The sequence below is a fragment of the Lysobacter sp. Root916 genome (assembly GCF_001429785.1).
Taxonomy (GTDB): domain Bacteria; phylum Pseudomonadota; class Gammaproteobacteria; order Xanthomonadales; family Xanthomonadaceae; genus Lysobacter.
The window spans coordinates 1442514-1468492 of the sequence record NZ_LMJF01000001.1 but is presented as its reverse complement, the minus strand read 5'-3'; the positions used below and the strand labels follow the sequence as shown (position 1 = coordinate 1468492).

Annotated in this window: 23 protein-coding genes and 1 tRNA gene; 14 read left to right on the top strand and 10 right to left on the bottom strand. The window is 69.0% G+C overall.

Annotated features, from left to right (window positions below):
- Positions 1 to 5: 5 nt before the first annotated feature.
- Positions 6 to 1232, bottom strand: a complete 1227-nt coding sequence (locus tag ASE35_RS06630) for a hypothetical protein (RefSeq protein WP_057163278.1) — start codon at positions 1230 to 1232, stop codon at positions 6 to 8.
- A 52-nt stretch (positions 1233 to 1284) separates the two neighbouring features.
- On the bottom strand, positions 1285 to 2682 hold the full coding sequence (locus ASE35_RS06625) for a GntP family permease (protein WP_056175372.1): 1398 nt from the start codon (positions 2680 to 2682) through the stop codon (positions 1285 to 1287).
- Positions 2683 to 2902: 220 nt separating this feature from the next.
- Between ASE35_RS06625 and ASE35_RS06620 the strand changes: the two genes are divergently transcribed.
- The 3 genes from ASE35_RS06620 to ASE35_RS06610 all read left to right on the top strand — a co-directional run bounded on the left by ASE35_RS06620 (position 2903) and on the right by ASE35_RS06610 (position 9297).
- Positions 2903 to 5104, top strand: a complete 2202-nt coding sequence (locus ASE35_RS06620) for a TonB-dependent receptor (protein WP_056175369.1) — start codon at positions 2903 to 2905, stop codon at positions 5102 to 5104.
- A 366-nt stretch (positions 5105 to 5470) separates the two neighbouring features.
- The gene (locus ASE35_RS06615; protein ID WP_057163277.1) at positions 5471 to 8830 is read left to right on the top strand and encodes a PAS-domain containing protein; all 3360 of its coding nucleotides are present in this window, start codon (positions 5471 to 5473) and stop codon (positions 8828 to 8830) included.
- A gap of 167 nt (positions 8831 to 8997) precedes the next feature.
- A complete protein-coding gene (locus tag ASE35_RS06610) occupies positions 8998 to 9297 on the top strand; it encodes a hypothetical protein (protein WP_057163276.1) in 300 nt (99 codons plus the stop codon).
- Between the two features lie 261 nt (positions 9298 to 9558).
- Here ASE35_RS06610 and ASE35_RS06605 read toward each other — a convergent pair whose 3' ends face one another.
- Positions 9559 to 10224 (bottom strand): response regulator transcription factor, encoded by a 666-nt coding sequence (locus tag ASE35_RS06605; protein ID WP_056175361.1) that lies wholly within the window; start codon positions 10222 to 10224, stop codon positions 9559 to 9561.
- Between the two features lie 91 nt (positions 10225 to 10315).
- On the opposite strand from ASE35_RS06605, the gene ASE35_RS06600 reads away from it, so the two are divergent.
- The 8 genes from ASE35_RS06600 to ASE35_RS06565 all read left to right on the top strand — a co-directional run bounded on the left by ASE35_RS06600 (position 10316) and on the right by ASE35_RS06565 (position 17515).
- Positions 10316 to 12157, top strand: coding sequence for a 3-hydroxybutyrate oligomer hydrolase family protein (locus ASE35_RS06600; protein WP_082611141.1), 1842 nt, complete (start codon positions 10316 to 10318; stop codon positions 12155 to 12157).
- Between the two features lie 284 nt (positions 12158 to 12441).
- A complete protein-coding gene (locus ASE35_RS06595; RefSeq protein WP_056175358.1) occupies positions 12442 to 13056 on the top strand; it encodes a CDP-alcohol phosphatidyltransferase family protein in 615 nt (204 codons plus the stop codon).
- A 127-nt stretch (positions 13057 to 13183) separates the two neighbouring features.
- Positions 13184 to 14353, top strand: coding sequence for a class III poly(R)-hydroxyalkanoic acid synthase subunit PhaE (gene phaE, locus ASE35_RS06590; RefSeq protein ID WP_082611140.1), 1170 nt, complete (start codon positions 13184 to 13186; stop codon positions 14351 to 14353).
- 1 nt (position 14354) lies between these two features.
- On the top strand, positions 14355 to 15425 hold the full coding sequence (locus ASE35_RS06585; RefSeq protein ID WP_057163275.1) for a class III poly(R)-hydroxyalkanoic acid synthase subunit PhaC: 1071 nt from the start codon (positions 14355 to 14357) through the stop codon (positions 15423 to 15425).
- A gap of 288 nt (positions 15426 to 15713) precedes the next feature.
- Positions 15714 to 16433, top strand: a complete 720-nt coding sequence (locus tag ASE35_RS06580; RefSeq protein WP_057159494.1) for an SGNH/GDSL hydrolase family protein — start codon at positions 15714 to 15716, stop codon at positions 16431 to 16433.
- A 7-nt stretch (positions 16434 to 16440) separates the two neighbouring features.
- A complete protein-coding gene (locus tag ASE35_RS06575; protein WP_057163274.1) occupies positions 16441 to 16830 on the top strand; it encodes a DUF5329 domain-containing protein in 390 nt (129 codons plus the stop codon).
- 38 nt (positions 16831 to 16868) lie between these two features.
- Positions 16869 to 17075 carry a PspC domain-containing protein gene (locus ASE35_RS06570; RefSeq protein ID WP_057163273.1) on the top strand — a complete coding sequence of 69 codons (207 nt, stop codon included), beginning with the start codon at positions 16869 to 16871 and terminating at the stop codon, positions 17073 to 17075.
- The gene (locus tag ASE35_RS06565; protein ID WP_056175342.1) at positions 17042 to 17515 is read left to right on the top strand and encodes a hypothetical protein; all 474 of its coding nucleotides are present in this window, start codon (positions 17042 to 17044) and stop codon (positions 17513 to 17515) included. The genes ASE35_RS06570 and ASE35_RS06565 overlap by 34 nt, the downstream gene beginning before the upstream one ends.
- A gap of 309 nt (positions 17516 to 17824) precedes the next feature.
- On the opposite strand, the gene ASE35_RS06560 is transcribed toward ASE35_RS06565, so the two are convergent.
- From ASE35_RS06560 to ASE35_RS06540, 5 genes are all read right to left on the bottom strand, one after another.
- Complete coding sequence (locus ASE35_RS06560) at positions 17825 to 18616, bottom strand: NRDE family protein (protein ID WP_057163272.1); 792 nt, start codon at positions 18614 to 18616, stop codon at positions 17825 to 17827.
- Positions 18617 to 18661: 45 nt separating this feature from the next.
- The gene (locus ASE35_RS06555) at positions 18662 to 20125 is read right to left on the bottom strand and encodes a DUF1501 domain-containing protein (RefSeq protein WP_056175333.1); all 1464 of its coding nucleotides are present in this window, start codon (positions 20123 to 20125) and stop codon (positions 18662 to 18664) included.
- A 10-nt stretch (positions 20126 to 20135) separates the two neighbouring features.
- On the bottom strand, positions 20136 to 21953 hold the full coding sequence (locus ASE35_RS06550; RefSeq protein ID WP_057163271.1) for a DUF1800 domain-containing protein: 1818 nt from the start codon (positions 21951 to 21953) through the stop codon (positions 20136 to 20138).
- Positions 21954 to 22058: 105 nt separating this feature from the next.
- Positions 22059 to 22823 carry a class I SAM-dependent methyltransferase gene (locus ASE35_RS06545; RefSeq protein WP_057163270.1) on the bottom strand — a complete coding sequence of 255 codons (765 nt, stop codon included), beginning with the start codon at positions 22821 to 22823 and terminating at the stop codon, positions 22059 to 22061.
- A gap of 252 nt (positions 22824 to 23075) precedes the next feature.
- On the bottom strand, positions 23076 to 23915 hold the full coding sequence (locus ASE35_RS06540; RefSeq protein WP_056175323.1) for a LysR family transcriptional regulator: 840 nt from the start codon (positions 23913 to 23915) through the stop codon (positions 23076 to 23078).
- A gap of 106 nt (positions 23916 to 24021) precedes the next feature.
- On the opposite strand from ASE35_RS06540, the gene ASE35_RS06535 reads away from it, so the two are divergent.
- The 3 genes from ASE35_RS06535 (at position 24022) to ASE35_RS21890 (ending at position 25129) form a co-directional block, all read left to right on the top strand.
- A complete protein-coding gene (locus tag ASE35_RS06535; RefSeq protein WP_057163269.1) occupies positions 24022 to 24516 on the top strand; it encodes a lipocalin-like domain-containing protein in 495 nt (164 codons plus the stop codon).
- 66 nt (positions 24517 to 24582) lie between these two features.
- On the top strand, positions 24583 to 24933 hold the full coding sequence (locus ASE35_RS06530; RefSeq protein WP_057163268.1) for a 5-carboxymethyl-2-hydroxymuconate Delta-isomerase: 351 nt from the start codon (positions 24583 to 24585) through the stop codon (positions 24931 to 24933).
- 37 nt (positions 24934 to 24970) lie between these two features.
- Positions 24971 to 25129, top strand: coding sequence for a hypothetical protein (locus ASE35_RS21890; protein WP_235570004.1), 159 nt, complete (start codon positions 24971 to 24973; stop codon positions 25127 to 25129).
- Positions 25130 to 25194: 65 nt separating this feature from the next.
- On the opposite strand, the gene ASE35_RS06525 is transcribed toward ASE35_RS21890, so the two are convergent.
- A tRNA-Leu gene (locus tag ASE35_RS06525) sits at positions 25195 to 25281 on the bottom strand.
- A 62-nt stretch (positions 25282 to 25343) separates the two neighbouring features.
- Complete coding sequence (locus tag ASE35_RS06520) at positions 25344 to 25796, bottom strand: DUF2214 family protein (protein WP_056175310.1); 453 nt, start codon at positions 25794 to 25796, stop codon at positions 25344 to 25346.
- Positions 25797 to 25979: the final 183 nt, after the last annotated feature.

Genomic DNA, 25979 nt, shown 5'->3' with positions numbered 1-25979 from the left:
GCCGCTCAGGCCAGCCAGCGCAGCAGCTGAGGGTAGACGCCGGCGTCGCCGAGCAGTTCCAGGTGATGCACGCCGTAGGCGATGCGCTGGCGCGTCTTCGGAATACGCAGATCGAAGGCGCGATCCTCGTGCCAGCCCAGCGCGCTTGCGACCGGCACCAGGCCGTCGCCCTTGGGCAGTTCGTCCCCGTCGCTGGGCTGGGCGGTGGTGCTAGCAGCGATCGCATAACAAAGCGGGCCCTTGGGCAGCGGCGACGGTAGCCGGCCGTCCGCGCGCCCGTCGCCATCGCGGTCGCGCCAATCCTCGTCGCGCACGTTGCCGTGGCGCAGGTCCTGGATGCCGGCGCTGCGCACCTTGCCCAGGCGCGCGAACGGCGCGGTGTAGGGGCTCAGCGCGATCAGCGCGTCGACCCAACTGCCCGCGCGCTCCAATGGCGCGCCCTGGTGCGGCGTGCCCAGGAAGACCAGCCGGTCCAGGCGCGCCAGCCAGGTTTGCCGCTGCTCCTGCGCGGCGACGCAGGCGCTGCGCGCGACCAGCCCGCCCATGCTGTGGCAGAGGATGCTCAGGCGTTCGACCGGCACCGGCCACTGCATCAGCAACTGCTCCATCAGCGCGGCGAACTCGCGCCCGTTGCTGGAGATGCGGCGGCCGCTGTTGTAGTGCAGGTACAGCGGCGTATAGCCCAGGTCATGCGCGAGTGCGGCGCCATGATCGTGGCCGTTGTAGCGCCACTGCAGATCGTTCATGCACAGGCCGTGGACCAGCACCAGCAGCTTGCCGCCGGCCTCCGGCACGGCGTCGGCGAGGGCGTCGCGACGCAGCGTCAGCGCATGGTCGTCGTGGCGCAGGCGCATCTCGATCGCGAGCGGGTTGCCGGTGGCGTCGAGATGATCGCCGAGCACACCGTTGAGCGCGGCGACCACGGCCTCGCGCTGCGGCGGCGGGCGTACCACGTCCAGCAACGGCGCGAGCTTGGCGAAGGCCAGATCGAGTCCGTCGCCGACGAAACGGGTCACTCCGCGCACGCTGCGGTAGACCAGGCCTGCGATGCCGGGCGCCGGGCCCGCCGCGGGCTTGCCGAGCACGCCCGGCAAGGCGCTGATGTTGGCGTGCATGGCCTCGACCAAGTCGGTGACGCCGGTGATCGCGTCGATGGTCAGGCGCTGCATGCCGCGCAGATCGTGGCCGTTACGCGCGCGCCGGCGATCGGGCGCGGAGGTGGTGGGCGGCATGGCGGCCTGCGGTCGGGACGGATGGGGCCAGCCTACAACAGACGCGAGCGCCTCAGACCAGCCCGGTCGAGTAGTACAGGGCGATCACCACGAACACCGCCAGGGTCTTGACCAGGGTGATCGCGAAGATGTCCTTGTAGGCCTGGCGATGGCTGAGTCCGGTCACCGCCAGCAGGGTGATCACCGCGCCGTTGTGGGGCAGGGTATCCATGCCGCCGGAGGCCATGGCCGCGACCCGGTGCAGCACTTCCATCGGGATGCCGGCCGCGTTGGCGTTGGCGATGAAGGTCTCCGACATCGCGGCCAGGGCGATGCTCATGCCGCCCGAGGCCGAGCCGGTGATGCCGGCCAGCGCGGTCACGGTTACGGCTTCGTTGACCAGCGGGTTCGGGATCGAACCCAGCGCATTGGCGACGATCAGGAAGCCCGGCAGCGCCGCGATCACCGCGCCGAAGCCGTACTCCGACGCGGTGTTCATGGCCGCGAGCAGGGCGCCGCCGATCGCCGACTTGGTGCCCTCGGCGAAGCTGGCCATCACCGGCTTCCAGGCGAAGGCGAGCACGCTGAGAATGCCGATCAGCAGGGCGCCTTCGACGGCCCAGATCGCCGCGACCTTGGCCACGTCCTGCACCACCGGTGCGGTGTTGCCGATCACCGCCGGGTCGAAGCTGTGGCTGGCGCCGTAGTAGGCCGGGATCCATGCGGTCAGCAGCTTGTTGGACACGCCCACCAGCAACAGCGGCAGGATCGCCAGCGCCGGATTGGCGAGCTTGCCGCCGACGAAGGGCGCGGGCTCGTTGAGCAGTTGCTCGCCGTAGCCTTCGCCGGCCTTGAGCGCGCTGCGCCGGCGCCAGTTCAAATAGCTCAGGCCCAGGATCAGGATGAACACGCCGCCCAAGGTGCCCAGCCAGGGCGCGGCCCAGGCGTTGGTGCCGAAGAACGAGGCCGGAATGATGTTCTGGATCTGCGGCGTGCCCGGCAGCGCATCCATGGTGAAGGTGAACGCGCCCAGGGCGATGGTGCCGGGGATCAGACGCTTGGGGATGTCGCTCTGGCGGAACAGCTCGGCCGCGAACGGATACACCGCGAACACCACCACGAACAGCGACACGCCGCCGTAGGTCAGCAGCGCGCACACCACCACGATCGACAACATCGCGCGCTCGCGCCCGAGCAGGCGGATGGTCGCGGCCACGATGGCCTTGGAGAAGCCGGACAGCTCGATCAATTTGCCGAAGATCGCGCCTAGCAGGAACACCGGGAAGTACAGCTTCAGGAAGCCGACCATCTTGTCCATGAACAGGCCGGTGAACATCGGCGCGACCAGGGCCGGATCGGTCAGCAGCACCGCGCCCAGCGCCGCCACCGGCGCGAACAGGATCACGCTGTAGCCGCGGTAGGCCACGAACATCAGGAAGCACAACGCGGCCAGCACGATCAGAAAATCCATTGAACAGCCCCAATCCCGTCCGCGGGCGGAGGCCCACGCGTAAGGGCGCAGTGTCCGCATCGCGGCGGCGCAGGGGCATTGTCCGAAGGTACAGCTGCCGCCCGCGGCGGCCGCCTCCTAGTCTGTGCCGCATGACGGGAATGCCCGTCCGCCGCCTGTCGGGTCGTACCGCCGCCGGCGTCACCTTGGGGAGGAGAACATCGTGATCGCACGCACCACCATGAGCCGTCGCAGTCTGAGTCTGGCCATCGCCTGCGCCCTGTTGGCGCCGACGGCCTGGGCCCAGGACGCCGCGCCCGCCGCCGAAGGCGACCAGGCCAAGACCCTGGGCTCGGTCACCGTCACCGCGCGCAAGCGCGAGGAGACGCTGCAGGAGGTGCCGGTCGCGGTCACCGCGTTCACCGCCGATTCGCTGGACCGCCTCAACGTCGAGGACCTCAGCGATCTCGACGCGCAGGTGCCGAACCTGACCATCTACGCCGCGCGCGGTTCCAGCAGCACCATCACCGCCTACATCCGCGGCGTCGGCCAGTCCGATCCGCTGTGGGGCGTGGATCCGGGCGTGGGCATCTACATGGACGACGTCTACATCGCCCGGCCGCAGGGCGCTCTGCTGGATGTGCTCGATGTCGACCGCATCGAAGTGCTGCGCGGTCCGCAGGGCACGCTGTACGGCAAGAACACCATCGGCGGCGCGATCAAGTACATCTCGCGCGGCCTGCCGACCTCGTTCGACGGCTTCGCCTCGGTGACGGTGGGCAACTACAACCAGCTCGACGTCAAGGCCGCGATCGGCGGCCCGATCGGCGGCGACGACGCCCTGCGCGGCCGCATCGCGGTGGCCAGCCTCAACCGCGACGGCTTCGGCAAGAACGTGGTGACCGGCGCCGAAGTCAGCGACAAGGAAATCCTGGCCCTGCGCGGCCAGCTCGGCGCCTACGTCAACGACGACCTCAACATCCAGTTCGCGTTCGACTGGATGGACGACCAGTCCGGCGTGCGCGGCGCCAAGATGCTGGCCGCGAACCGCTTCGCCCCGGGTACGCAGCCGCTGGACAGCCGCTACGACGTGCGCAACGGCATGCCCAACGTCAACGACACCACCATCAAGGGCGCCTCGGCGACGGTCAATTGGAACGCCAACGAGAATTGGGCGTTCAAGTACGTGCTGGCCAAGCGCGAGTCCGACACCGAGACCAACATCGACTTCGACACCCTGCAGAACAAGATCGCCGACGTGAAGGCGTTCTACAGCGATCAGCAGGTCAGCCACGAGCTGCAGGCCAACTACGACGGCGGCGGCCGCGCGCGCGGCGTGATGGGCATCTACGCCTTCGACGGCGAGGCCGGCGGCCAGGTCCTCAACAACTTCTTCAATCTGTCCTTCGGCGACACCCAGGGCGTGGTCTACACCAAGAGCATCGCCGCCTACGCCGACTGGACCTTCGACCTGACCGACCGCCTCAAGCTCGACGTGGGCGTGCGCTACACCGACGAGGACAAGCGTGCCAAGGTGCTCAACCGCGGCTACCGCGATGCGACCTTCACCACGCCCAACGGCCTGGTCGCGGCCAGTTTCGACAAGCGCATCGGCTTCAAGAACACCTCGCCCAAGGTCTCGCTGGACTACCAGCTCACGCCCGACATCCTGCTGTACGGCCTGGCCACGCGCGGCTTCAAGTCCGGCGGCTACAACATCCGCGCCCAGGCCACCGCGGTGCCGCGCTCGGCCGAGCCGTTCGACGACGAGGTCGTCGACAGCTACGAGATCGGCAGCAAGATGTCGTTCCTGGACCAGACCATGTTCCTGAACCTGGCCTACTTCCATAACAAGTACAAGGACATCCAGCTGTCGGTGTTCACCGCCTACGACAGCAATGGCGACGGCAGCAACGATGCCTTCTTCGGCGACTTCACCAACGCCGGTTCGGGCACGGTCGACGGCCTGGAAGTCGAGTACCAGTGGCTGCCGAACCAGAACTGGCTGATCTCCGGCAACCTGGCCTGGCTGGATGCTAAGTACGACGAGTTCCTGTACGCCGGCGTCAATATCGCCAAGGAACAGGAATTCACCAATGCGCCGGAGTTCTCCGGTGCGCTCAACGTCGAATACCGCACCGATCTGTCCAGCGGCGGCAACCTCGCCGCGCGCGTGGGCTACAGCTACCAGAGCGACGTGGTCGCGACCACCGAGATCGTGCGCACCGGTGCGGTGCCGATCACCCAGGACGGCTACGGCCTGATCAACGCCGGCGTGACCTGGAAGAGCGGCGGTCCGTGGACGGTGTCGCTGCAGGGCACCAACCTGGCCGACAAGGAATACCGCACCACCGGTTACAGCTTGAACTCGGCGCTGGGCGTGTTCACCGGCTTCTACGGCGCGCCGCGTCAGTACACGCTGTCGGTGCGCTACGACTTCTGATCGGCGGCGACGGCGGAGCGGATGCGTCCGCGCCGCCGTCGCAGGCCAAGGTGAGGGCTGTGGTTCGCGGTCGGGCGCCCGTCTGGGGAGACCGGGCGCCCGATCGCGGCTCACGCCGCTCCCACAGGAGGCGAGCCTCCGGCTTCGTCCGGCAGTCGCGCTCCGTGTAGCCTTCAGTGGGAACAGCGCACGCCGCGTTCGCCCGGCTTGCTGTGGGAGCGGCGCAAGCCGCGTTCATGCGGCTTTCTGTGGGAGCAGCCTAAGCCGCGATCGTCATCCCAAGCGGGGTGGCATCGCCGTCGTGCCGCGTTCCGGTCCCGGTCGCGGCCTACGTTATCCTCGCCCGATGCCGTCGCGCGCCCGCCCATGCTGAGCCTCACCGCCGTCGCCCTGGCCAGCGTGGCCTGGCTGGCGCTGATGTTCGGCACCGCGCTCTACGCCGAGCGCCGGCCGACGGTGCTGGCGCGACACTGGCGGCATATCTATTCGCTGTCGCTGGCGGTGCACTGCACCTCCTGGACCTTCTACGGCACCGTGACCCAGGCCGCGCGCTACGGCTGGCCGCTGCCGCCGACCTTCCTGGGATCGATCCTGCTGTACGCGCTCGCGGTCGGCTTCATGATGAAGCTGGTGCGGCTGGCGCGCGAAACCAACGCGACCTCGCTGGCCGACCTGATCGCCACGCGCCTGGGCAAGGACGCGTGGCTGGCCGCGACCGTAACCCTGATCGCCGCGCTCGGTCTGATCCCCTACATCGCGCTGCAGCTCAAGGCCGTGGCGATGAGCTTCGCCATGCTGACCACGCGTTCGCCCGACGCGGCGGCGTCGCCGGCCTGGCAGGACAGCGCGCTCTACGTCGCATTGGCGATGGCCTTGTTCGCGATGCTGTTCGGCACCCGCCGCGCCAGCGCCGCCGAACACAACCGCGGCCTGGTGCTGGCGATGGCGTTCGAATCGGTGTTCAAGCTCGCGGCGATGCTGTCGCTGGGCCTGTTCGTCTGGTTCGGCCTGGACGCGCCCACCGCCGCGGCCGCGCCGCCGCCGCCGGCGGATCCGGCCGGCGGGTTCGCGCCGCTGGTGCTGCTGGGCGCGTTGGCGATGTTCATCCTGCCGCACCAGTTCCACGTCGGCGTGGTCGAATGCCGCGACGAGCGCGACGTGCGCACCGCGCGCTGGCAGTTCCCGCTGTACCTGGTGCTGATCGCGCTGCCGGTGCTGCCGCTGGCCAAGGCGGGCCAGGCGCTGCTGGGCGGCAGCGGCGTGCCCTCGGATCTGTACGTGCTCGCGCTGCCCTTGTCGCAGGGGCACGAGGGCCTGGCCTTGTTCGCCTTCCTCGGCGGACTCAGCGCGGCCACCGGCATGGTCGTGGTCAGCACGCTGACCCTGAGCCTGATGATCGGCAACCACTGGTTCGCGCCGGGCCTGCTGCGCGGCCTGTGGTCGCGCAACGACGGCAGCGATCTGCGCGGCCATGTGCTGGCCCTGCGCCGCAGCGGCATCGTGGCGATCATGCTGCTGGCCTGGGCGTATAGCCGCCTGATCGCCGGCAGCGAGGCGCTGGCCGACGTCGGCGCGGTCTCGTTCTCGGCGTTGGCGACGCTGGCGCCGGCCTTGGGCTTCGCGGTCTGGCGCCCGCAGACGCCGCCGCGCGCGGCGGTGATCGGTGTGCTGCTGGGTTTCGCGGCCTGGGCCTGGGTGTTGTTGCTGCCGATGATGCTGGCGGCGCGCGGCGCGAACCCCGGTTGGCTGGACACCGGGCCGTTCGGAATCGCCTGGTTGTCGCCGGACGGCCTGTTCGGGCTCACCGGCTGGAGCCGGCTGGGACGCGCGGTCGGCGCCAGCCTGTTCGTGGGCACGCTGGCTACGGTGATCGCGGCGGCGTGGAGGCGCGAGGCGCCGCGACGCGCGCAGCGCGGCCTGGACGTGCAGACCCTGCGCGACACCGGCCTGCGTTTCCTGCCGCGCGAGCGCGTCGCGCAATTGCTGCAAGGCGTGCCCACGGGCGAGGCGGTGGCCGCGCAGATCGAGGACCGGGTCGAACGCGAACTGGCCGCGGTGCTGGGCTCGGCCTCGGCGCGCGTATTGCTGGACGCCGCGCGCCGCGACACCGGCCGCGACCTGGATACGGTCGCGGCCATCGTCGGCGAGGCCTCGGCCGACCTGCGCTTCAATCAGCGCGTGCTGGAAGCCGCGTTGCAGAACATGAGCCAGGGCATCAGCGTGGTCGATGCGCAACTGCGCCTGGTAGCCTGGAACCGGCGCTACGCCGAGCTGTTCGATTTCCCGCCCGAACTGCTGCAAGTCGGGCGCCCGATCGCCGAGCTGTCGCGCTGGGCCCTGCAGCGCATGCCACCATCGGGACGGCCCTTGCAGGGCCAGTTGGAGCGCGCCCTGGAGCGGCGGCTGGCGTTCATGCGCGCGGGCACGCCGCACCTGTCCGAGCGCGTGCTGCCCGACGGCAGCATCGTCGAGATCCGCGGCAATCCCATGCCGGGCGGCGGCTTCGTCGCCACCTTCACCGACGTCACCGCGTTCCGCCGCGCCGAGGCCGGGCTGATCCAGGCCAACGAAACCCTGGAGCAGCGCGTGATCGAACGCACCGCCGACCTGGAGATCGCCAAGGGCGAGGCCGAGCGCGCCAACGAGGCCAAGAGCCGCTTCCTGGCCGCGATCGGCCACGACCTGATGCAGCCGCTGCATGCCGCGCAACTGTTCGCCGACGCCCTGTCGCAGCAGGTGCAGGGTGCGCAACAGCGCGAGACCGTGGCCCAGATCAGCGGCGCGCTGGATTCCACCGGCGATCTGCTCACCGGCCTGCTCGACATGTCGCGCCTGCAAGCCGGTGGCCTGTTGCCGCAGCCGCGCGAATTTCCGCTGGCCGAGGTGCTGGAACCGCTGGCCTCCGAGTTCGGCGCGATCGCGGCCGCGCGCGGGCTGCGTTTCCGCTTCGTCGCCAGCGACGCCTGGATCCACAGCGACCCGCAGCTGCTGCGGCGCGTGCTGCAGAACTTCCTAGCCAACGCGGTGCGCTACGCCATCCAGGGCAGCGTGCTGCTGGGCGTGCGCCGCGACGGCGCGCACCTGCGCATCGAAGTCCACGACACCGGCCCGGGCATCGCGCTGGAGCATCAGACCGCGATTTTCGAGGAGTTCCGGCGCGGCGAAGACGCGCCCGGCCAGGGCCTAGGGTTGGGCCTGTCGATCGCCGACCGCATCGCCCAGCTGCTGGACGCGCCGCTCAGCTTGCGCAGCCACCTCGGTCGCGGCACGGCGTTCGCGGTACGGGTGGCGCGCGTGCCCGCGCGCGGCGCGCATGCGGGCGCGCACCGCGCACGCGGCGGCCGCACCAGCTTGCGGGTGTTGGCGGTCGACAACGACGCGCAGGCGCTGGCGGCCCTGGCCGATCTGCTGCGGCGCTGGGGCTTCGAGGTCGCGACCGCATCCGATGGCGCGCAGGCGCAGCGCGCGATGAACGACGATCCGGCCTCGCTGTGGCTGTTCGACTACCACCTCGACGACGGCGACACCGGCGTCGCCCTGGCCGAGCGCCTGGGCGCCGCGTTCGGGCCGCGGCCGACCCTGATCCTCAGCGCCGACAGCGGCGAGTCGGTGCGTCGCGCGGTGCACGAGGCCGGCCTGTCGCTGCTGACCAAGCCGCTCAAGCCGCTGGCGCTGAAATCGGTGCTGGATCGCATGCTGGCCGCGCGGGAGTTGGAAATCGGCTAGCCGCGCCAGGCGCGATGATGCGCTGCGCAACGGCGCCAGCGTGAATGCGCGGATTTCCTTGCGTTGCGTCGAGGAATCGCGTGCGGCGCGCGCAGCGGCTTTGCCTGCGGCGCGCCACGGGGTAGGGTGCGAGGGGCAGGGGGTTCGCGTTTCAAAGGAGAGGAACGATGAAGACCACGGCTTCCGTGTTTTCGCTTGCGCTGGCGTTGGGTGTCGGCTTGTTTTCGGCCTTGCCCGCGCAGGCGTCGTGTCAGAGCATCTGTGTGCGCCTGTACAACATCTGCCTGGCCAGCGGCGAATCGCCGGCCGCGTGCGAGGCCGAACGCGCGGCGTGTTTCGCCGACTGCGGATCCGGCGGCGGCGCCAAGGCGCTGAGCTTGCAGACGCATAAGCACAGCTGCGAGACGGCGAAACGGACTCAGTGCGAGTACCGCGCGCCGCAGCGCTTGCGGCTGAGCGCTAGCTGATCCAGGCGCGAGCACAGGCTGTGCACCGGGGGCGACGTCCATCGGCGTCGCTCCCATCGCGGGCACCGCTCCCCTTTATGTGGGAGCGGCGTAAGCCGCGATCGCGAAGCCTCGACGACGACGGAAGATCGCATTCGCCCGCATTGGCGTGGAGCGCGCAGATGCGACGTCGAGCGTGCGTGGTCGCGGCGTCAGGGGGTAGCGCTATCGCGGCTTACGCCGATCCCACAGGCATCGGCGGAAAACGTAGACGATTGACGCTCAATCCGCGATCTGTCGCGCCGGGTCGCTGAGTTCTAGCTCGCGCAGCACCACGCCGGCCTGGGTGCGGTTGCGCACGCCCAGGCGGTCGAATATCGCCGACAGGTGGGCCTTGACCGTGCGTTCCTGCACATCCAGGCGATCGGCGATCTGTTTGTTGAGCAGGCCATCGGCGACGAGAGTCAGCACGCGGAACTGCTGCGGCGACAGGCTGGCCAGGCGCGCGGCCAGGTCGGCGTCGGCGCTGGCGCTGTCGGTGCGCGCGACCGCCGCGCGTAGCGAGGCCGGCAGCCATTGCTCGCAGGCCAGCACGGCGCGGATCGCATCGCGCAATTCGTCCAGGCCCGCGCTCTTGGGCAGATAGCCGGCCGCGCCATGGTCGAGCGCGCGCCGCACCACGCGCGGATCGTCGTTGGCCGACACCACCACCACCGCCACGCCGGGGTATTGGGCGCGGATCGCGGCCAGCCCGGCCAGGCCGTGATTACCCGGCATGTGCAGGTCCAGCAGGACCAGGTCGATGCCGGGCTCGGCGTCCAGCGCGGCCAGCACGCCGTCCAGGGTGTCGGTTTCGCGCACCTGGGTGTCGGCCACCGCATCGGCGGCGGCCTGGCGCAGGGCGGCGCGGAACAGCGGGTGGTCGTCGGCGATCAGCAAAGTGGGCATCGTCGCTAGCCTAGCGCACCCAGGCGCGGACACGGGCGGGCCTGTACGAAAGTACGATGAGGGCAGGGCGGCGGCTTGCTACGCTCGCGGGATGAATCCGCCCACCCTGCGTATCGCCGCGGCCTGCGCCGCGCTCGTCATTCCCTTCGTGCTCGCCGCCTGCGCCAGCGGCGGTACGCGTGTCGCCAAGGAGTCCGCGCCGATGTTCACCGCGCAACGCGTCAGCGAGCACCGCGGCGACGACGACCTGCTCACCGCCGGCCTCGGCTTGGCCGGCCTGCGCGCGCTGACGCCGCCGGCCTTCGCCCGTCCGGAAGCCCCCAGCGTCGCCGAACTGCGCCGTCGCGCGATCTGGGCCAACTGGCGCGGTATCGCCGATCTCGCGCCCGGCGGCGGCTACGGCGAGCTCTACGGCAGCACCGCGACCGTGCCCGGCCGCGAGTTCAGCGCGTTGGCGACCGTGCCCGGCGCGAGCAAGCCGCATCGCGTGCTGGTGCAGGTGCCGGATGCGTTCGACGCCGGCAAGCGCTGCGTGGTGGTGGCGGCGTCCTCGGGCTCGCGCGGCATCTACGGCGCGATCTCGGTCGCCGCGGCCTGGGGCCTGCCCAAGGGCTGCGCGATCGCCTACACCGACAAGGGCACCGGCACCGACTACTTCGATCTGGACGCGGGCGAGGGCGTGCGCGCCGACGGTACGGTCGGCGCGCGCGACGCAGGTCTGGCGTTCCCGGCCGATGCGCCGGTCGGCGCCACCGGCATCGCCTTCAAGCATGCGCATTCCACCGACAATCCCGAGGCCGATTGGGGCCGTCACGTCAAACAAGCCGCGCAGTTCGCGCTGCAGGCGCTGGACGAGGCCCTGCCGCAATCGGCGCCGTTCACTTTCGCCAATACGCGGGTGATCGCGGTCGGCGTCTCCAACGGCGGCGGTGCGGTGCTGCGCGCGGCCGAGCTGGAAGGCGACTGGTTGGATGCGGTGGTCGCCGGCGAACCCAGCGTGCTCGCCGAAGGCGGCCGCGCGCTTTACGACTACACCACCGAGGCCGCGCTGCTGATGCCCTGCGCGCTGCTGGATCCCGCGCTGGGCCCGCTGCCGCAGCCGCCGCTGGCCGCGCAGGTCGCGCCGCTGTGGACCCAGCGCTGCGCCTCGCTCAAGGCCGCCGGTCTGGTCGAGGGCAACGATACCGCCGCGCAGGCGCGCTCGGCGCACGCGCAGCTCAAGGCCCAGGGTTGGACCGACGAGGCCTTGCGCGCGGGCGCGCTGTCGGTGGGCTTCGACCTGTGGCGCGCGGTCGCGGTCGCCTACGCTTCGGCCTACGGGCGCTATCGGGTCGGCGAGCATCCCTGCGGTTATTCCTACGCTGTGCTGAATCCGGATTTCAGCGCGCGTGCCGCCACCGCGGTCGAACGCGCGGCCTGGTGGTCCGACGCCAGCGGCATTCCGCCGGGCGCGGGCGTGGCCATCGTCGACAGCCGCATGCAGTTGCCCGATCCGAGTTTCGCCGGCCTGCAGTGCCTGCGCGGCTTGTGGCAGGGGCAGGGCGCCGACGCCGAGCGCGTGCGCAAGGGCGTGGCCGAAACCCGCGCCGGTCTGCCGCGCGCCGGCCTGCCGGTGCTGGTGATCCACGGCCGCGACGACGGCCTGATCCCGCCGGCGTTCACCAGCGCGCCTTATGTGCGCCAGGCCCAGGCGGCCGGGCGCGAGGTGCGTTACTGGCAGGTGCGCAACGCGCAGCACTTCGACGCCTTCCTTGGCTTGCCCGACTACGGCGCGCGTTATCTGCCGCTGCTGCCTTACGTGTACGAGGCGCTGGACCGTGTGTCCGCGCGCCTGGACGCGGGCACGCCGCTGCCGGCCGACGCGATCATCGACACCACGCCGCGTGGCGCCGGCAAGCCGGTATCGGCAGCTCATCTGGCGATACCGCGCTGACGGACGAGGTCGGGGCGAGGCCGTGCAGGCAGAGGCGATCCGGATCGCGATCGCCCGCGCGCGCCATCACCTCGTCGCTGCAAGCGCCGCTGCAAGCTAGGGCGTTGGATCGTCGCGACGATCGGCGTCCGCGACACGCGCCGGCGGGGACGCGCGCGCGGTAGCGGTGCGCCTTGAACCGATGGCGGCCATCCGTCAAGCGCTTGCCTGCGCAGCTCCGGCTTGGCAGGCTGTGACTTTCCATCACCGATCGCCGCACGCGGCGCCCGGCTCAGGAGCGCCGCATGAAGCGCCATTTTTCGATGCTCCGCGATTTTCATCTCGCGGACTGGTTCACCCTCGCCAACGCCTTCTGCGGCACCGGCGCGATCTTCGCCGCGATGCGCTTCCTGCAGGAGGGCGGCGTGCGCGACCTGATGATCGGCATGGCCTTGATCCCGCTGGCCTTCATCTTCGACGCCCTGGACGGCCGGGTCGCGCGTTGGCGCAAATCCTCGTCCACGCTGGGCCGCGAACTGGATTCGCTGGCCGACGTGATTTCCTTCGGCGTCGCGCCGGCCGCGCTGGCCTACGCCTGCGGCCTGCAGGGCGGCTGGGACTGGGCGGTGCTGAGCTACTTCGTCGGCTGCGGCGTGAGCCGCCTGGCGCGCTACAACGTCACCGCCGAGGCGCTCGCGGGCGACGACGATAAGGTCAAGTATTTCGAAGGCACGCCGATCCCGACCAGCCTGCTGCTGGTGGTGGTGCTGGCGGTTGCGGCCTGGCAGGGCGCGATCGGCCACGACTTGTGGTTCGGCGTGGTCCAGCTGGGGCCGTGGCAGTTCCATCCGCTGGTGCTGATGTTCGCGCTGTCGGGTTCGCTGATGATCAGCAAGACCCTGCGCATCCCCAAGCCCTGAGCGCGCGATTCCGTCGCCCGAGCTCCCACACGCACGGGTACGGAACGGCCCGATCCTGTGCCGCCCGGCACAGGCTGACGCGACGCAACATCGCGTTGTTATGATCGGACCAAACTTGGAGGATGCGATGGCCAATCACGGATTCGGCTCCGGCGGCGGTTTCAAGCCGGGCGGCTTTGGACAGGACGGTTTCGGGCAAGGCGACTTCGACGCCGTCGCGCGCCAGTACTGGAACGCCTGGGGCGAAATGATGCGCGGCGCGCAGGCGCCGGCGGCGACCACCGCGCCGGGCTGGAACGAGGCCGTGCAGTGGTGGTCGCAGTTGGCCCAGGGCGGCCGCAGCGAGGCCAACGAGGCGCTGGAGCGCTTCAATTCGCAGGCGCGCGGCTGGTTCGGGCAGATGCAGCAACTGGCCGCGCAGTTCGCCGGCCGCGACGCCTCGGCCGGCGACGTCGCCCAGGCCTGGAAGCAGGCGCTGGGCGGCAGCGGCGCCAATCCCTTCGCCGACGTGTTCGGCAGCATGCGCGGCCCCGGCCAGAACGATCTCTCGCAGTGGCTCGAACAGGCCGCGCCCTATCTGCAGCAGTGGCAGCGCGACGGCCAGTCCTGGCTGGGGATGCCTGCGTTCGGTTTCGCGCGCGAGCATCAGGAGCGCTTGCAGGCGCTGGCGCTGGCGCATTCGAATTACCAGCAGCAAAGCCAGGCTTACAACGCGCTGATGGCCGAAGCCGGGCAGAACGCGTTCGCGCGTTTCGAGGACAAGCTGGCCGAGCGCAGCGAGCCGGGCCGGCAGTTGCAGTCGGCGCGTGCCTTGTTCGATCTGTGGATCGACGCGGCCGAAGATGCCTACGCCGAGATCGCGCTGTCGCCGCGTTTCCGCGATGCCTACGCGGCCTTGGTCAATTCGCAGATGAAGCTGCGCGGCGCGATCCAGACCGAAGTCGAGCACGCGACCGGCAGCTTCGGTATTCCCACCCGCACCGAGATCGACGCTGCGCACCGCAAGATCGTGCAGTTGGAACGCGAAGTGCGCCGACTGCGCGACGCCATCCAGGCCGCGCCCGCGCGCGCGGTGCCGCGCACGAGCGAGCCGGCGGCCAACGACGCCACGCCGGCTAAGCCCGCGCCTGCGCGGAAGCCGGCCGCCGCGAAACCGGCCAGTGCCAAGAAGGCGGCCGCCAAGAAATCCGCGATCGCGCGCCCGCAACCGCCGACGCGCCCGGTCGCGACCAAGGCCGCCGCCAAGCAGGCCAGCAAGCCGACCAAATTGAGCAAGCCAGGCAAGGGAGCGCGCTGACATGACCGGCCCCATCCAGTTCACTCCCGAATCGCTGGCGCAGGAAGCGATGCGCACCCAGGCCAAGCTACGCGCGGGCCTGGACACGCTGCGCGAACTCGACGACGTCGAATACGGCGCGACCCGCAAGGAAGAAGTCTGGCGCGACGGCAAGGTCGCGCTGTACCGCTACCGCGGCGAGACCGCGCCCACCGCCATGGTGCCGCTGCTGATCGCCTACGCTCTGGTCAATCGGCCTTACATGGTCGATCTGCAGTCGGACAAATCGATCGTGCGCGGCCTGCTGGAACGCGGCGAGGACGTGTACATCCTCGACTGGGGCTATCCGGACCGTTCCGACCGCTACCTCGAGCTCGAGGACTACATCCAGCGCTTCCTCGGCGGCGCGGTGGACTACCTGCGCGGCGCCTACCGCATGGATTCGATCAACCTGCTCGGCATCTGCCAGGGCGGCGCATTCTCGCTGTGTTACGCGGCGCTGAATCCGAATAAGGTCCGCAACTTCATCGCCATGGTCACGCCGGTGGATTTCCACACCAGCGACAACATGCTGTCGAACTGGACCCGCAATCTCGACGTCGATCAGTTCGTCGACACCCTGGGCAATGTGCCGGCCGACTTGATGAACTGGTGCTACCTCACGCTCAAGCCCTGGCGGCTGTTCGTGCAGAAGTACGTGGGGCTGGTCGATATCCTCGACGACAAGAGGGCGCTGGAGGATTTCCTGCGCATGGAGAAGTGGATCTTCGACTCGCCGGACCAGGCCGGCGAAGCCTTCCGCCAATTCATCAAGCAGTTCTACCAGGGCAACGGCTTCGTCAAGGGCGGCATCGACATCGGCGGACGCGCGGTCGACCTGGGCTATCTGGACATGCCGGTGCTGAACATCTACGCCGAGCAGGACCACCTGGTCCCGCCGGACGCCTCGCGGGCGCTGCGCGGGTTGGTCGGCACCACCGACTACACCGAGCTCTCGTTCAAGGGCGGCCACATCGGCATCTACGTCTCCAGCCGCGCCCAGCGCGAAGTGCCCAGCGCGATCCACGATTGGCTGGAGCAGCGCTCGCGCTGACCCACCTTGCCTCCCCCTTTGAAAAAGGGGGATTGAGGGGAATTTGCTTTAGCCCCGCCGCAGCCGCGCCACCGATAGCTCGCCAACCCCACCAGCAACGTTGACGAAGCGGCGCACCGCTTAGGAGCGCCGCACCATCCCAACAGCCGCTGCTCCTCCCCCTTTGAAAAAGGGGGATTGAGGGGGATTTGCTTTTAACCCCCGCCGCAGCCGCGCCCCGCCTACGCGCGCCACATCATCGCCGCGGCACGCTAGGCTAGGCCCTGGTCCGTCGAGAGCCGCCCGCGTATGCGCCGTCTGCTAGTCCCGCTGCTGCTGATCCTGCTCGCCGCCTGCCGCGCTACCGCTCCGGCCGCCGCCGCGAGCGCACCCGCGCCGGCAACGCCCGCACCCGCGACACCTGCCGCGCCCAACGATTGGGCCCGTTTCGAACCCGACATCGCCGCTTTCGAAGCCGAGGACAGCCGCGTGCGCCGCATGCCGGGCGCGGTGGTGTTCGTCGGCAGTTCCTCGTTCCGCCTGTGGACCACGCTGCACGAGGACCTGCCCGGCATCGTCGCGATCAACCGCGGTTACGGCGGTTCGCGCGTGTACGACTCGGTCCACTACGCCGACCGCATCGTGACCCCGTACCAGCCTCGCGCGGTGGTGTTCTACGCCGGCGACAACGACCTGCAGGAAGGGCGCACGCCGCAAGAGGTCGCCCAGGATTTCGCGGCCTTCGTCCAGCGCGTGCGCGCGGCCCAGCCTGGCCTGCCGATCGCCTTCGTCTCGATCAAACCCAGTCCGGTGCGCGCGCATCTGCTGCCGCAGGTGCGCACCGCCAACCTGCTGATCCGCGACTACGCCGCCCGCGACCAAGTCGCCTATCTGGACGTCTACACCCCCATGCTCGATGCCAAGGCCCAGCCGCGCGAGGACTTGTTCGTGGCCGACCGCCTGCACATGAACGAAAAGGGCTATGCGATCTGGGCGAACGTGATCGGTCCCTGGGTGCGTGGGTTGTAATACCCGCATGAACTCACGCCTCGCCGCCTTATTGTTGCCGTTGCTGGCCGTCGCCTCGACCGCTCACGCCGCACCGCCGCCCCAGGCCGAACGCGAGATCGAACAGCTGATCGCGACCCTGGCGCGTTCGGGCTGCCAGTTCCAGCGCAACGGCAGCTGGTACGACGCCGCTCAGGCCCAAGCCCACCTGCGCAAGAAGTACGCCTACCTGCGCAAGCGCGACCTGGTCGCCAGCGCCGAGCAGTTCATCGAGCGCGCCGCCAGCGAAAGCAGCATGAGCGGCCGCGCCTACCAGATCCGCTGCGGCACCGCCGCGGCGACGCTGTCGGCGACCTGGCTGCGCGCGCGCCTGAACGAAATTCGCGCCAAACCGGCCGCCACGCCGCCTTCGCGCTGAGGCGCTAAACTGCGGGCGTCGCCGCCAGGAGCAGCCGCATGAGCCAAGCATCGCGACCCTTCGTCCGTTCGCGTCACGACCGCATGATCGCCGGCGTCGTCGGCGGCATCGCCCGGCGCTTCGGCTGGAACCCGACCCTGCTGCGCGCGATCTACGTGATCGTGTCGATCGCGTCGGTCGCGTTCCCCGGCATCCTGGTCTACCTGATCCTATGGCTGCTGATGCCGGAAGAGGGCAGCGCCTGAGCCCGTTGCTGCGCAGCGCCGGGCGCGCGCTCGGCATCGTCTGGGCGTCGCCGGTGAGCCTGCTCGGCCTGATCGCCGGCGCGGTCGGCATGGCGCGCGGCGCGCACGTGCATCTGCGCCGGCGCGATTTGGCGCTGGTGTTCCACCGCTGGCCCTGGGGGCCGGGCGGCGCGATCACCCTGGGCAATGTGATCCTGCATACCGGCGACAGTCTGGATTCGCCCTGCGCGACCTACGCCCATCGCGCCGGCCATGGCGACGAAGCCGAGATCCAGCTCGCCGACCACGAGCGCGCGCATGTCTACCAGTACATGGTGCTGGGCGCGCTGTTTCTGCCGCTGTACCTGCTGTGCGGCGGAGTCAGCGTGCGCAACCCCTTCGAACGCGCGGCCGACCGCTACGCCCAGACCGGGCGCGGCTGGTGGCCCTGGGGCGCGTAGCACGCGCGCATCACGGAAATTTGACCGCGGCCTAACGGCGCCGCGTTTAGGATCGCGGCGTCGGAGAAAAATCTACGGACGCGAGTCCGATGCAACCGCTCCGACACGGAAGGCCCAGCCACCCGAGGGAAACCTCGAAGCCTGGGCCTTCTCATTTGCGGCTCGACGGCTACGGCGCAGCCTGCTTCTGTGGGATCGGCATCGGCCGCGATAGTGGGATGACGTATCGCGACGAAAGCGTATGCGGTGAAGTACTCGCGGCTCACGCCGCTCCCATAGGAAGCGGGTAGCGAGTGGGGAGGCGATCGTTCAACGGCGCAGCGGCAATACCGTCGCGGTCTCGCCGCCGGGTGCGGCGTCGGGGCCGTAGCGACGTTCGACGAATACGATCGAATCCGCGCCCACCAGGACGATGGTGCTGCAGCGCGTGCCGTAGCGTTCGCCGCGTACGAACGGTGGCGACAGCACGCGTTCCAGTTCCAGGCCGACGCCGGTATCCGGCAGTTCGGCGTCCGGTGCGGGCGTGGTGTCGGCGAGGGCGGCGAACAAGGGCCGCAAGGCCTCCGTGTCGGGGCTGTCGCGTTCGGAGGCGGGCGAGGCCAACCAATTCGACAAGGCGCGCGTGGCGTGGCCGCTCTTGGGCCATTGCGCGTCGAAGGCGCCGTTCGACATGGCGTGCATGCCGGGCGCGATCGGGTGCTCGGCGTACTGCGGATAATTGCTGGCGAAGGCCAGCGATTCGCCGTCCCATAGCACCAGATTGAAACGGCCGTAGTCGGGCGCCTGTTCGCGCACCGTCGCCAGCGTGGCTTGCGCCGATACGCTGCCGCGCACGAAGCCGCGCACCAGGGCGCCGCGCGAACGCGGCGCGGCATCGGCGGCGAGACCGGCGCGCACGTTGGTGACCGCGGCCAGGCGGCCGCGCGTGGACACCATCAGCCAACCGCCGCCCTGGACCAGGTCGCGGCCGCCGTAAACGTCGGGCGCTTCGGGATCGGGGCCGGCCGCGGCGGCGGCGCGCGCGTGCGATTCGTCGCGGTTGGCGATCAGGGCGAGCGGGTAGCGCGGATGGCTACGCCAGGACAGGGCGATCAGGCACATGCGACATGCTACCCCGGACGCGGCAGGGCCGCGCCCGGGTCGCGCTCAGCGATGGCGCACGATGCGCGGATCGTTCAACAGACGCGCGAGATAATCGCGACGGCGGTTCGATTGCGGCAGCGCGTCGGGCGCCTCCTGCCGCGCCAGCGCGGGTTGCGCGGCCATGCTCATGCCGGCGCCCTGCACGGCCAGGTCGCTGCCCTGGACGATGCCCAGGGGCGTGTAGCCGCTGTAACCCGGGAACACCGTGCTGAGCTGATTGTTGCCCATGCGCCGGACCAGGATTTCCGACAGCACGCGTCGGTGGTCGGTGGTCACCGGCACGTCGCCGTAATAGGCCGACAGGGTTTCCGGGTTCAGGCTCGGCCACTGGCCGTAGAAGCGACGGCCGTTGACCGCGCCGCCCAACACCATCACGGGGTTGCCGTAGCCGTGATCGGTGCCGCGGTTAGCGTTCTCGCGCACGCGTCGGCCGAACTCGGATTGCACCACCGTGGTCACGCGCGACAGGTGGCCGCTGGCGGCCAGTTCGTTGTGGAACGCGGCCAGCGCCGCCGACAGTTCGGCGATCTTGTTCTGGTAGTAGTGATAGCCGGTGCCGGCGCTGCCTTGGCCGTCGTGCGTATCCCAGCCGCCGAGGTCGAGGGTGGCGTAGCGCAGGCCGAGGTTGAAGCGGATCGACTGTGCGATCGTCCACAGCTGCTCGGCGAAATTGCCGGTCGGCCAATTCGCCGGCAACGCGGCGTAGCTTTGCTGGGCGATCACGCGCAGCGAACCGTCGGCGCGCTGGCCGCCGTATTCCAAGCCGGTGTTGCCGTTCCACAACGAAGCCAGGGTTTCGTTGACGCCGCGCAGGCCCACGGGCGAATCCGAGCGCGTCTTCTGCCACTGCCAGGCCCCGGCATCGAGCGCGAAATCCGACGGCCGCCCCATGGTCAGCGCGCGCGTGGTGCCGTTGAGATTGGCCGGCTGGCGGTTGTTCACCGCCAGCGCGGGCATGGCCTCGGCGCCGCTGACGCCGGGTTGGCTGTTCATCGCGCGCGCCAGCCAGCCCACGCCGCCGCCTTGGCCGGGCGTGCCCAGGTCGATCGACAACTGGGCGTCGAAATGGCTGCGCGTGACCGAGGTCAGCAAGCCGCAGGCGTGCACGATCGCGAGCTGACCGCTGTTCCAGATATCGCGCAGCCCGGTCGCCGACGGATGCAGGCCGAAGCCGGTGCCCGCGCCGCCGGCCAGGGTCAGGGGCAGGGCGCCGTAGGTGCCGCTGGTGGCGATCTGCAGCGCAGGGCGCGCCTGCTCGTAGAAACCGCGATCGCTGCCGTCGACCGGCACGACCAGGTTGAGACCGTCCATGCCGCCGCGCAGGAACAGGAACACCACGGTGTCGTGCGCGTTCGCGGCGGCTTCGGCGGGGCTGGAGAACAGCAGGGTGGGACCGACCGCGCCGACCGCGGCGGTGGCGGCGCAGGCCTTGAGGAAACCGCGACGGCTGAGGGTGATCGAAGACATGGCGTGCTCCTCAGCGGCTCAGGAATTCGGGCGTCATCAACACCAGCGACACCATGCTGCGCAGGCGTTGCTGGTTGTAGTGGCGCTTGAGGTCGGTGCCGGACCAGGTGTCCGTATCGGTGATGACGTAGCTGGCGGGGTCGCCGTTCTGGGCCATGAACGCGATCAGGGTCTGGCGCCGCGCGGCGTCGGGCAGATAGCCGAGCAGACGCCGGCACCAGTAGTCGACCAGGTTGGGTGCGGTCCAGCTGGCGACCTCGCTGCGGCTGAGCTGCAGCACCGGCAGCAACGGCACACTGGCCTCGCTGGTTTCGGTCAGCCAGTTGAGCATCTTCCAGGTGGTGGCGTAGCTGCCCGCTCCCGACCAGGCCAGGCCGGTGTCGGGATAACCGTTGGGCGCCGGCCAGTCGTAGGGCGCGTGGCCGGTGAAGCCGAAGCGGTACAGGAAGTCCTCGGACTTGCTGTGCGCGGGCCGCAGGGTCCAATCGCTGCCGGCCGCGCGCATCGCCGCGACGATGGCCTCGAACGGGCGCCGGTTCTTCTGGCCCCAGGCACTGCTGAATGCGCTGGAGTTGAGGATGTGGCGCAGCACGTGTTCGATCTGGTTCGGGCTCTGCCAGTGCTGACGAAACACCGCCGCGGCCGATGCGACCAGCGCCGGCGGCGGCGTATCGTTGACGAAGCGGCGCACCAGCTTGGCGCAGACGAAGCGTGCGACGCCGGGATGGCTGGCCAGACGATCCAGCACGTCGCGCCCGTCCTTCATCGCTGGTTGTTCGGGATTGAGCAGCCGGCCGAGCACGAACTTCGGACCCGCATCGTGCCAGGCCTGGCGATAGACGAAGCTGCCGTCGTTTTCGGTCGGGTACTGCCAGTGCGCGTTCTTCAGGCTCCAGCCGGTGAACGCCGAGGCGGTCTCGTAGACGTCGATGTCGGTGTAGCCCGACGGATAGGCGGCGTCCTCCGGATCCGGCGGCACCATGAAGGGATCGGTGAAGCCCAGGTAGCGGCCGGCGCCCAGGGTGTGCAGCTCCAGCAATTCGCGCGCCCAGTTCTCGTTCGGGCCGGAGCGGCTGTTGGACACGTTGTCGAGGTAGAACAACATCGACGGACTGCAGGCCACGTCTTCGAGCATGACCCGGAAATTGCCGAACGCCGACTTGCGCAGCACGTCGCGGTCGTAGTGCACGTACACCGGACCGGACGCGAAATCGTTGGCGGTGACGTTGAAATGGTCGTGCCAGAAGTTGACCATCACCTCGCGCAGCTGCCGCTTCGAATAAGTGGCGCGCACGAAGGCCGCGCGCTGGATTTCCCAGGCCGGGCGCATGCGCACGTCGTAGGCGGGGTCGGGCACGACGTGATCGGCCCACAGCTGGGTCAGCGACTTGCCCAGCGTGGTGTAGCCGGCCGCGTTCAGGCGCGTATCGATCGCGCTGTCGTCGATCGCGGTCCAGTCCAACTGCCAGTCGATGTAGTTCTGCAGGCGCTGGGCGTCGTTGGAGCCCAAGCCGTTGAATTCCGCCAGCGAGCTCGGCGTGACGCCATAGCTCAGGTTGTTGAGCGCGCGGATCGCCAGACTGGGGCGGGCGAGGGTGAGCAACTGCGCCTGCGAATCGCGCGATGTGGTCGGCCCGCCGGCCATCTGCGGCGTGTCCGTATTCCAGTTCGCCTCGACCGGTTGCGCCGCAGCGGTCGCCGCCTCCTGCAGCTCCTGCGCGCGCGCCGAGTTCTCGAAGCGCTGCGGTCGGATCCAACGCCCCTTTCCGTAGCGACGGAACAGGTGCGACTGCGCCAACGCCCGTTCGCGCCTGGCTTTGCGATTCATGACGGATTCCCTGGGACGTCCCCTTTGTCCAGCAGTATCCGGTTTGGAAGTGACGGGGGAACGCGAATGGGGTCACATAAATGATGCCAATCGCGTGCGATCGGCTCAGGCGTCCGGCAGGCTCGGGTAGCGGAACACCAGATGCGGATAGGCCTGTTCCGCGGTCAGGTTCAGCTCGCGGATCAACAGCTCCTGGACGGCGTCGAACGCGCCCAGGCAGGAGCCGTGCAGCGGATCGTCGAACACGATGTGACTGCCCGGGCCCAAGTGAGGTAGGCAGGCGCGGATCACGTATTTGATCGGCTCGTAGATGTCGCAATCGACATGCAACAGGCCAGGCGCCTGGCTTTGCTCGGCGAGCACGCCCGGCAGGGTTTCGTCGAAGCGGCCCTTGACCAGCGACAGATGCGTTTGCAGCTCGTTGTCGCGGATGTAGCTCAGCAGGCCGTCGAACTTGGTGTCGGCGAAATCGCCCTGGCGATGCAAGTCGCGGACCGGATCGGTTTCCGGCATGCCTTCGAAGGTATCGAACGCGAACACCCGCGAGCCGCGTTTCAGCAGTTTCAGCGCGGTGGCCATGAACACCGCCGAGCCGCCCATGTAGCTGCCGAACTCGAAGACATGCGCCTGCGGATCGGGCATGGCGTAGCGCAGGATCAAGTACAGATTGGCCAGCTTGTTAGTGGACACCAAGGTCCCGCGCGCGGTGGCGGCGCGCAAGGCGCGCTGGAAGATCGGGTCGCTACCCAGGTCCTTGTTCGCCAGATCGGAGAACTCCAGCCAGCAGCCACGGGTGTGCCCCGCGCCGATGTCCCGGCCGTTCGACACTTGGATCGGATAGGAGGACGCGTCGTAGATGCTCTTTTCCATGCTATGGGACGCTGCCTGCGAGTCGCGGATCGGGACGGCATCCTATGTGGAAACAACACATCTTTTTTGTGCACAATTTGTGCTACTTGATATTTGCTGACGGAATCGGAAGTTTTTTCGGGCCATGGTCATGGCCGCCCGCCTGCGATGGCGAGGGGTGGGGCCGATCACGCCGATTCAGCAGGGGCCATCCTCCGATCGAGAGCGGCGAATGCTTGCGCTATGGGCGGCTCCTCGATGGATCGAGGCCTTTCACTGGAATGCCAGCGCGAGGATGCGCAAAGCGTCTCGCGTTCGGCGGTCGCTGAGGTTGCTGTAGAGCATCACGTCTTGCGGGCGAATCGGCGGCAGCGACAGCAGCGCGCCGACGTCGATCGTGCCTGGCGGGGCCGCGCGCCGTGCCAGTACCGCCACCGCGAGGCCGGCGACGGCTGCGGCTCCCAGGATCGCGGCGCCCCTGCCTACGAAGACTTCGCGCCATTCGATACCGGCCCGGTCCAGCGCGCGCACCGCCTCGATGCGGACCCGGCAGGATTCGCCTTGCGTCGCCAGCGGCAACGGCTGTCCAGCATGCGGCTCCCAGCCGGCCGCCGCGAACCACGAGAAGGATTCCGCGAACGCCGCCTTGCCCCGCTTGCCGCGATCTTCGGGGCGCAGTACCAGCACGGCGTCGAGTTCCCCCTGGTCCAGGCCCTGCATGAGTTCGTTTGTGCCGGCGATGCGCATTTCCACCAGCAGATGCGGATCGTGATTGCGCATCTGTCGCAGCAGAGACGGGAGTTGGCTGCCGACCAGTTGCTGGTTGATGCCGATCGCCAAGCGCCGCGGCTCGGTCTCGAAGGCGGTGGCCGCGCGGTCGTGCGACGACACCAGTTCGCGCGCCACGCCCAGAAACGCCAGCCCCTCGGCCGACAGGCGTACCTGCCGCGGCGTGCGTTCCAGCAAGCGGCGGCCGAGCTGCTCTTCCAGACGCCGCAGCTTGATGCTGACGGCGGACTGGGTGGTGCCCAGCACCTCGGCGGCGCGGGTGAAACTCTGCAGGTCGGCCGCCAGCAGGAAAGCCCTAACCGCGTCCACGTCCATCGCCTTCATCGGGATAGATTCGTTTTTGAAATGATAGATATATTTTTAGATGTATTTTTCATATCTATCAAGCGGCCTAGGATGGGCCTTCGATCCCGCCTAAGGACTCACCGCGATGAAAACACTGACCGGCGCACTGGTCGCAATGCTGACGGGGCTGGCCGCGCGCGACGCGCAAATGCCAACCGGCGCGTTCCCATTGCAGGGCACCTGGACCCTGGTTGCCGCGGACAAGGTCCTGCCCGATGGCGAGACCGTACGGGACTACGGCGAGAACCCGAAGGGCCGACTCGTCGTCGATGGCAAGGGGCGGTACTCGCTGCAGATCTTCAAGTCCGAACGCCTGCGTTTCGCAAGCGACAGCAAGACCGATGGCGGCGTCGATGAATTCCGGTCCGCGGTCATGGGTAGCAGTACCCACTACGGGACGATGACGATCGAGCCCGGGGCAGGGGTGCTGGTGTTCTCGATCGAGGGTTCGTCCTTTCCCAACTGGGAAGGCACGATCCAGAAGCGCCAGTACCGGTTCGACGGCGCCGAGCTGCGTTACCAAGTGCCGCGCCGCGCGGACGGCAGCATCCCGATTTCCGTGTGGCGCAGGCTCGATTGAAGCCTCCCGCACTTGCGTTCCGGGGCGCTCGCATCTCCGATCCCCGCATCAACCGATGGAGCCAGCATGCCGCACTTCGTAGTCGACTGTTCTCAGGAGCTACTTCGGATTCACGATGAGGAGTCGATCATCGCCCGCCTGCACCGGGCGGTGACTTCATCGGGGCTGTTCGAGGAATCGGACATCAAGATCCGCGTCCATCCCTTCGCGACTTACGCCGTCGGCGGGGGACGTGAGGATTTCATCCACACCTTCGCCTGGATCATGCAGGGGCGCAGCGTCGAGCAGCGCGCTGCCCTGTCGCAGGCCATCGTCAGCGAGCTGGCCCAGCTGTTTCCGCTACTTCCCCGCATCGCCGTGAACGTCGCCGAGTTCGAGCAGGCGACGTATTTCAATCGAGCGATGTTGCGACCTTGACGAGCCGCTCTTTGCGAGTTCGCTCATCGAAGCCGTATTGATCTTCGGCCTGGCTGGCGGATCGCCATGGCATGCGACGGAGTCGCCTCCCCGCGCAGCGGTGATCGGGAGCAGTCACATCGCGGTGGTCGCCAACCGTTGGGGCAACCTGGGCCTGTTCGAAGCGATGACGCGCGAGATTGCGGCGCTGCTGTGATCGAGGGCCTCGCGGCGCCAAGTCAGGCCGCAGACGCGAAAAAGCCCGCTTCGGCGGGCTTTTTCTGGTGCCGGAGGTGGGACTCGAACCCACACGCTTTTAAGGGCGGCGGATTTTGAGTCCGCTGCGTCTACCGATTCCGCCACTCCGGCAGCGGGCGCGCAGTATAGCCGAGGTCGGCGCCCGTGGTCTGCCTGTTCTGGGGCGGTGGCGCTCAGAAGCCGCCGTAGCGGGCCATCGCGGCGGCCAGGACCAGGATCGCGGCGATCAGGATCAGCTCGAAGCGGATCACGCCGCGCTGGCGGGCGACGTCGGCGGGGTCGGGCAGGAAGGCCGGGTTGGCGCTCAGGGCCTTGCGCCAGCGCAGGAAGCGCAGGGTCGGCAGCAGCGAGAGCAGGCCGATCAGGACGTAGGCGCCGAGCTTGGCGTGAAACCAGGGGTTGTGCAGGTAGAACTCGCTGCCCTTGACCCCGTAGAACACGCGCAGCAGGCCCGCGACCAGCAGCAGGCCGGCGGCGGCGCCGTAGCCGGCGTCGATGCGGGCCACGCGATTGAGGGCGGTGGCGTCGAGCGGGCCGCGCAGCAGGGTCGATTCGGCGACCAGCATGGCGATCAGGGCGAACACCAGCAGGTGGTGCAGGGCGGCTAGCAACAGGTCGGTCAGCATGGGGCGCTCGGCTGTTGTGGCGGGAGAGGGGATTGTAGGTGTGGGCCCGCCCTGCGGCACGGGTAGCCGCGCGCGAATCCGCAGGTCGGCCTCGGAACGATCAATGCGTGCGATGAGCTAGCGACGTGGTCCGTGTGGGAACGACGTCGCTGCGATGGGGCCAGCGCGTGGTGTGGGGTTCAA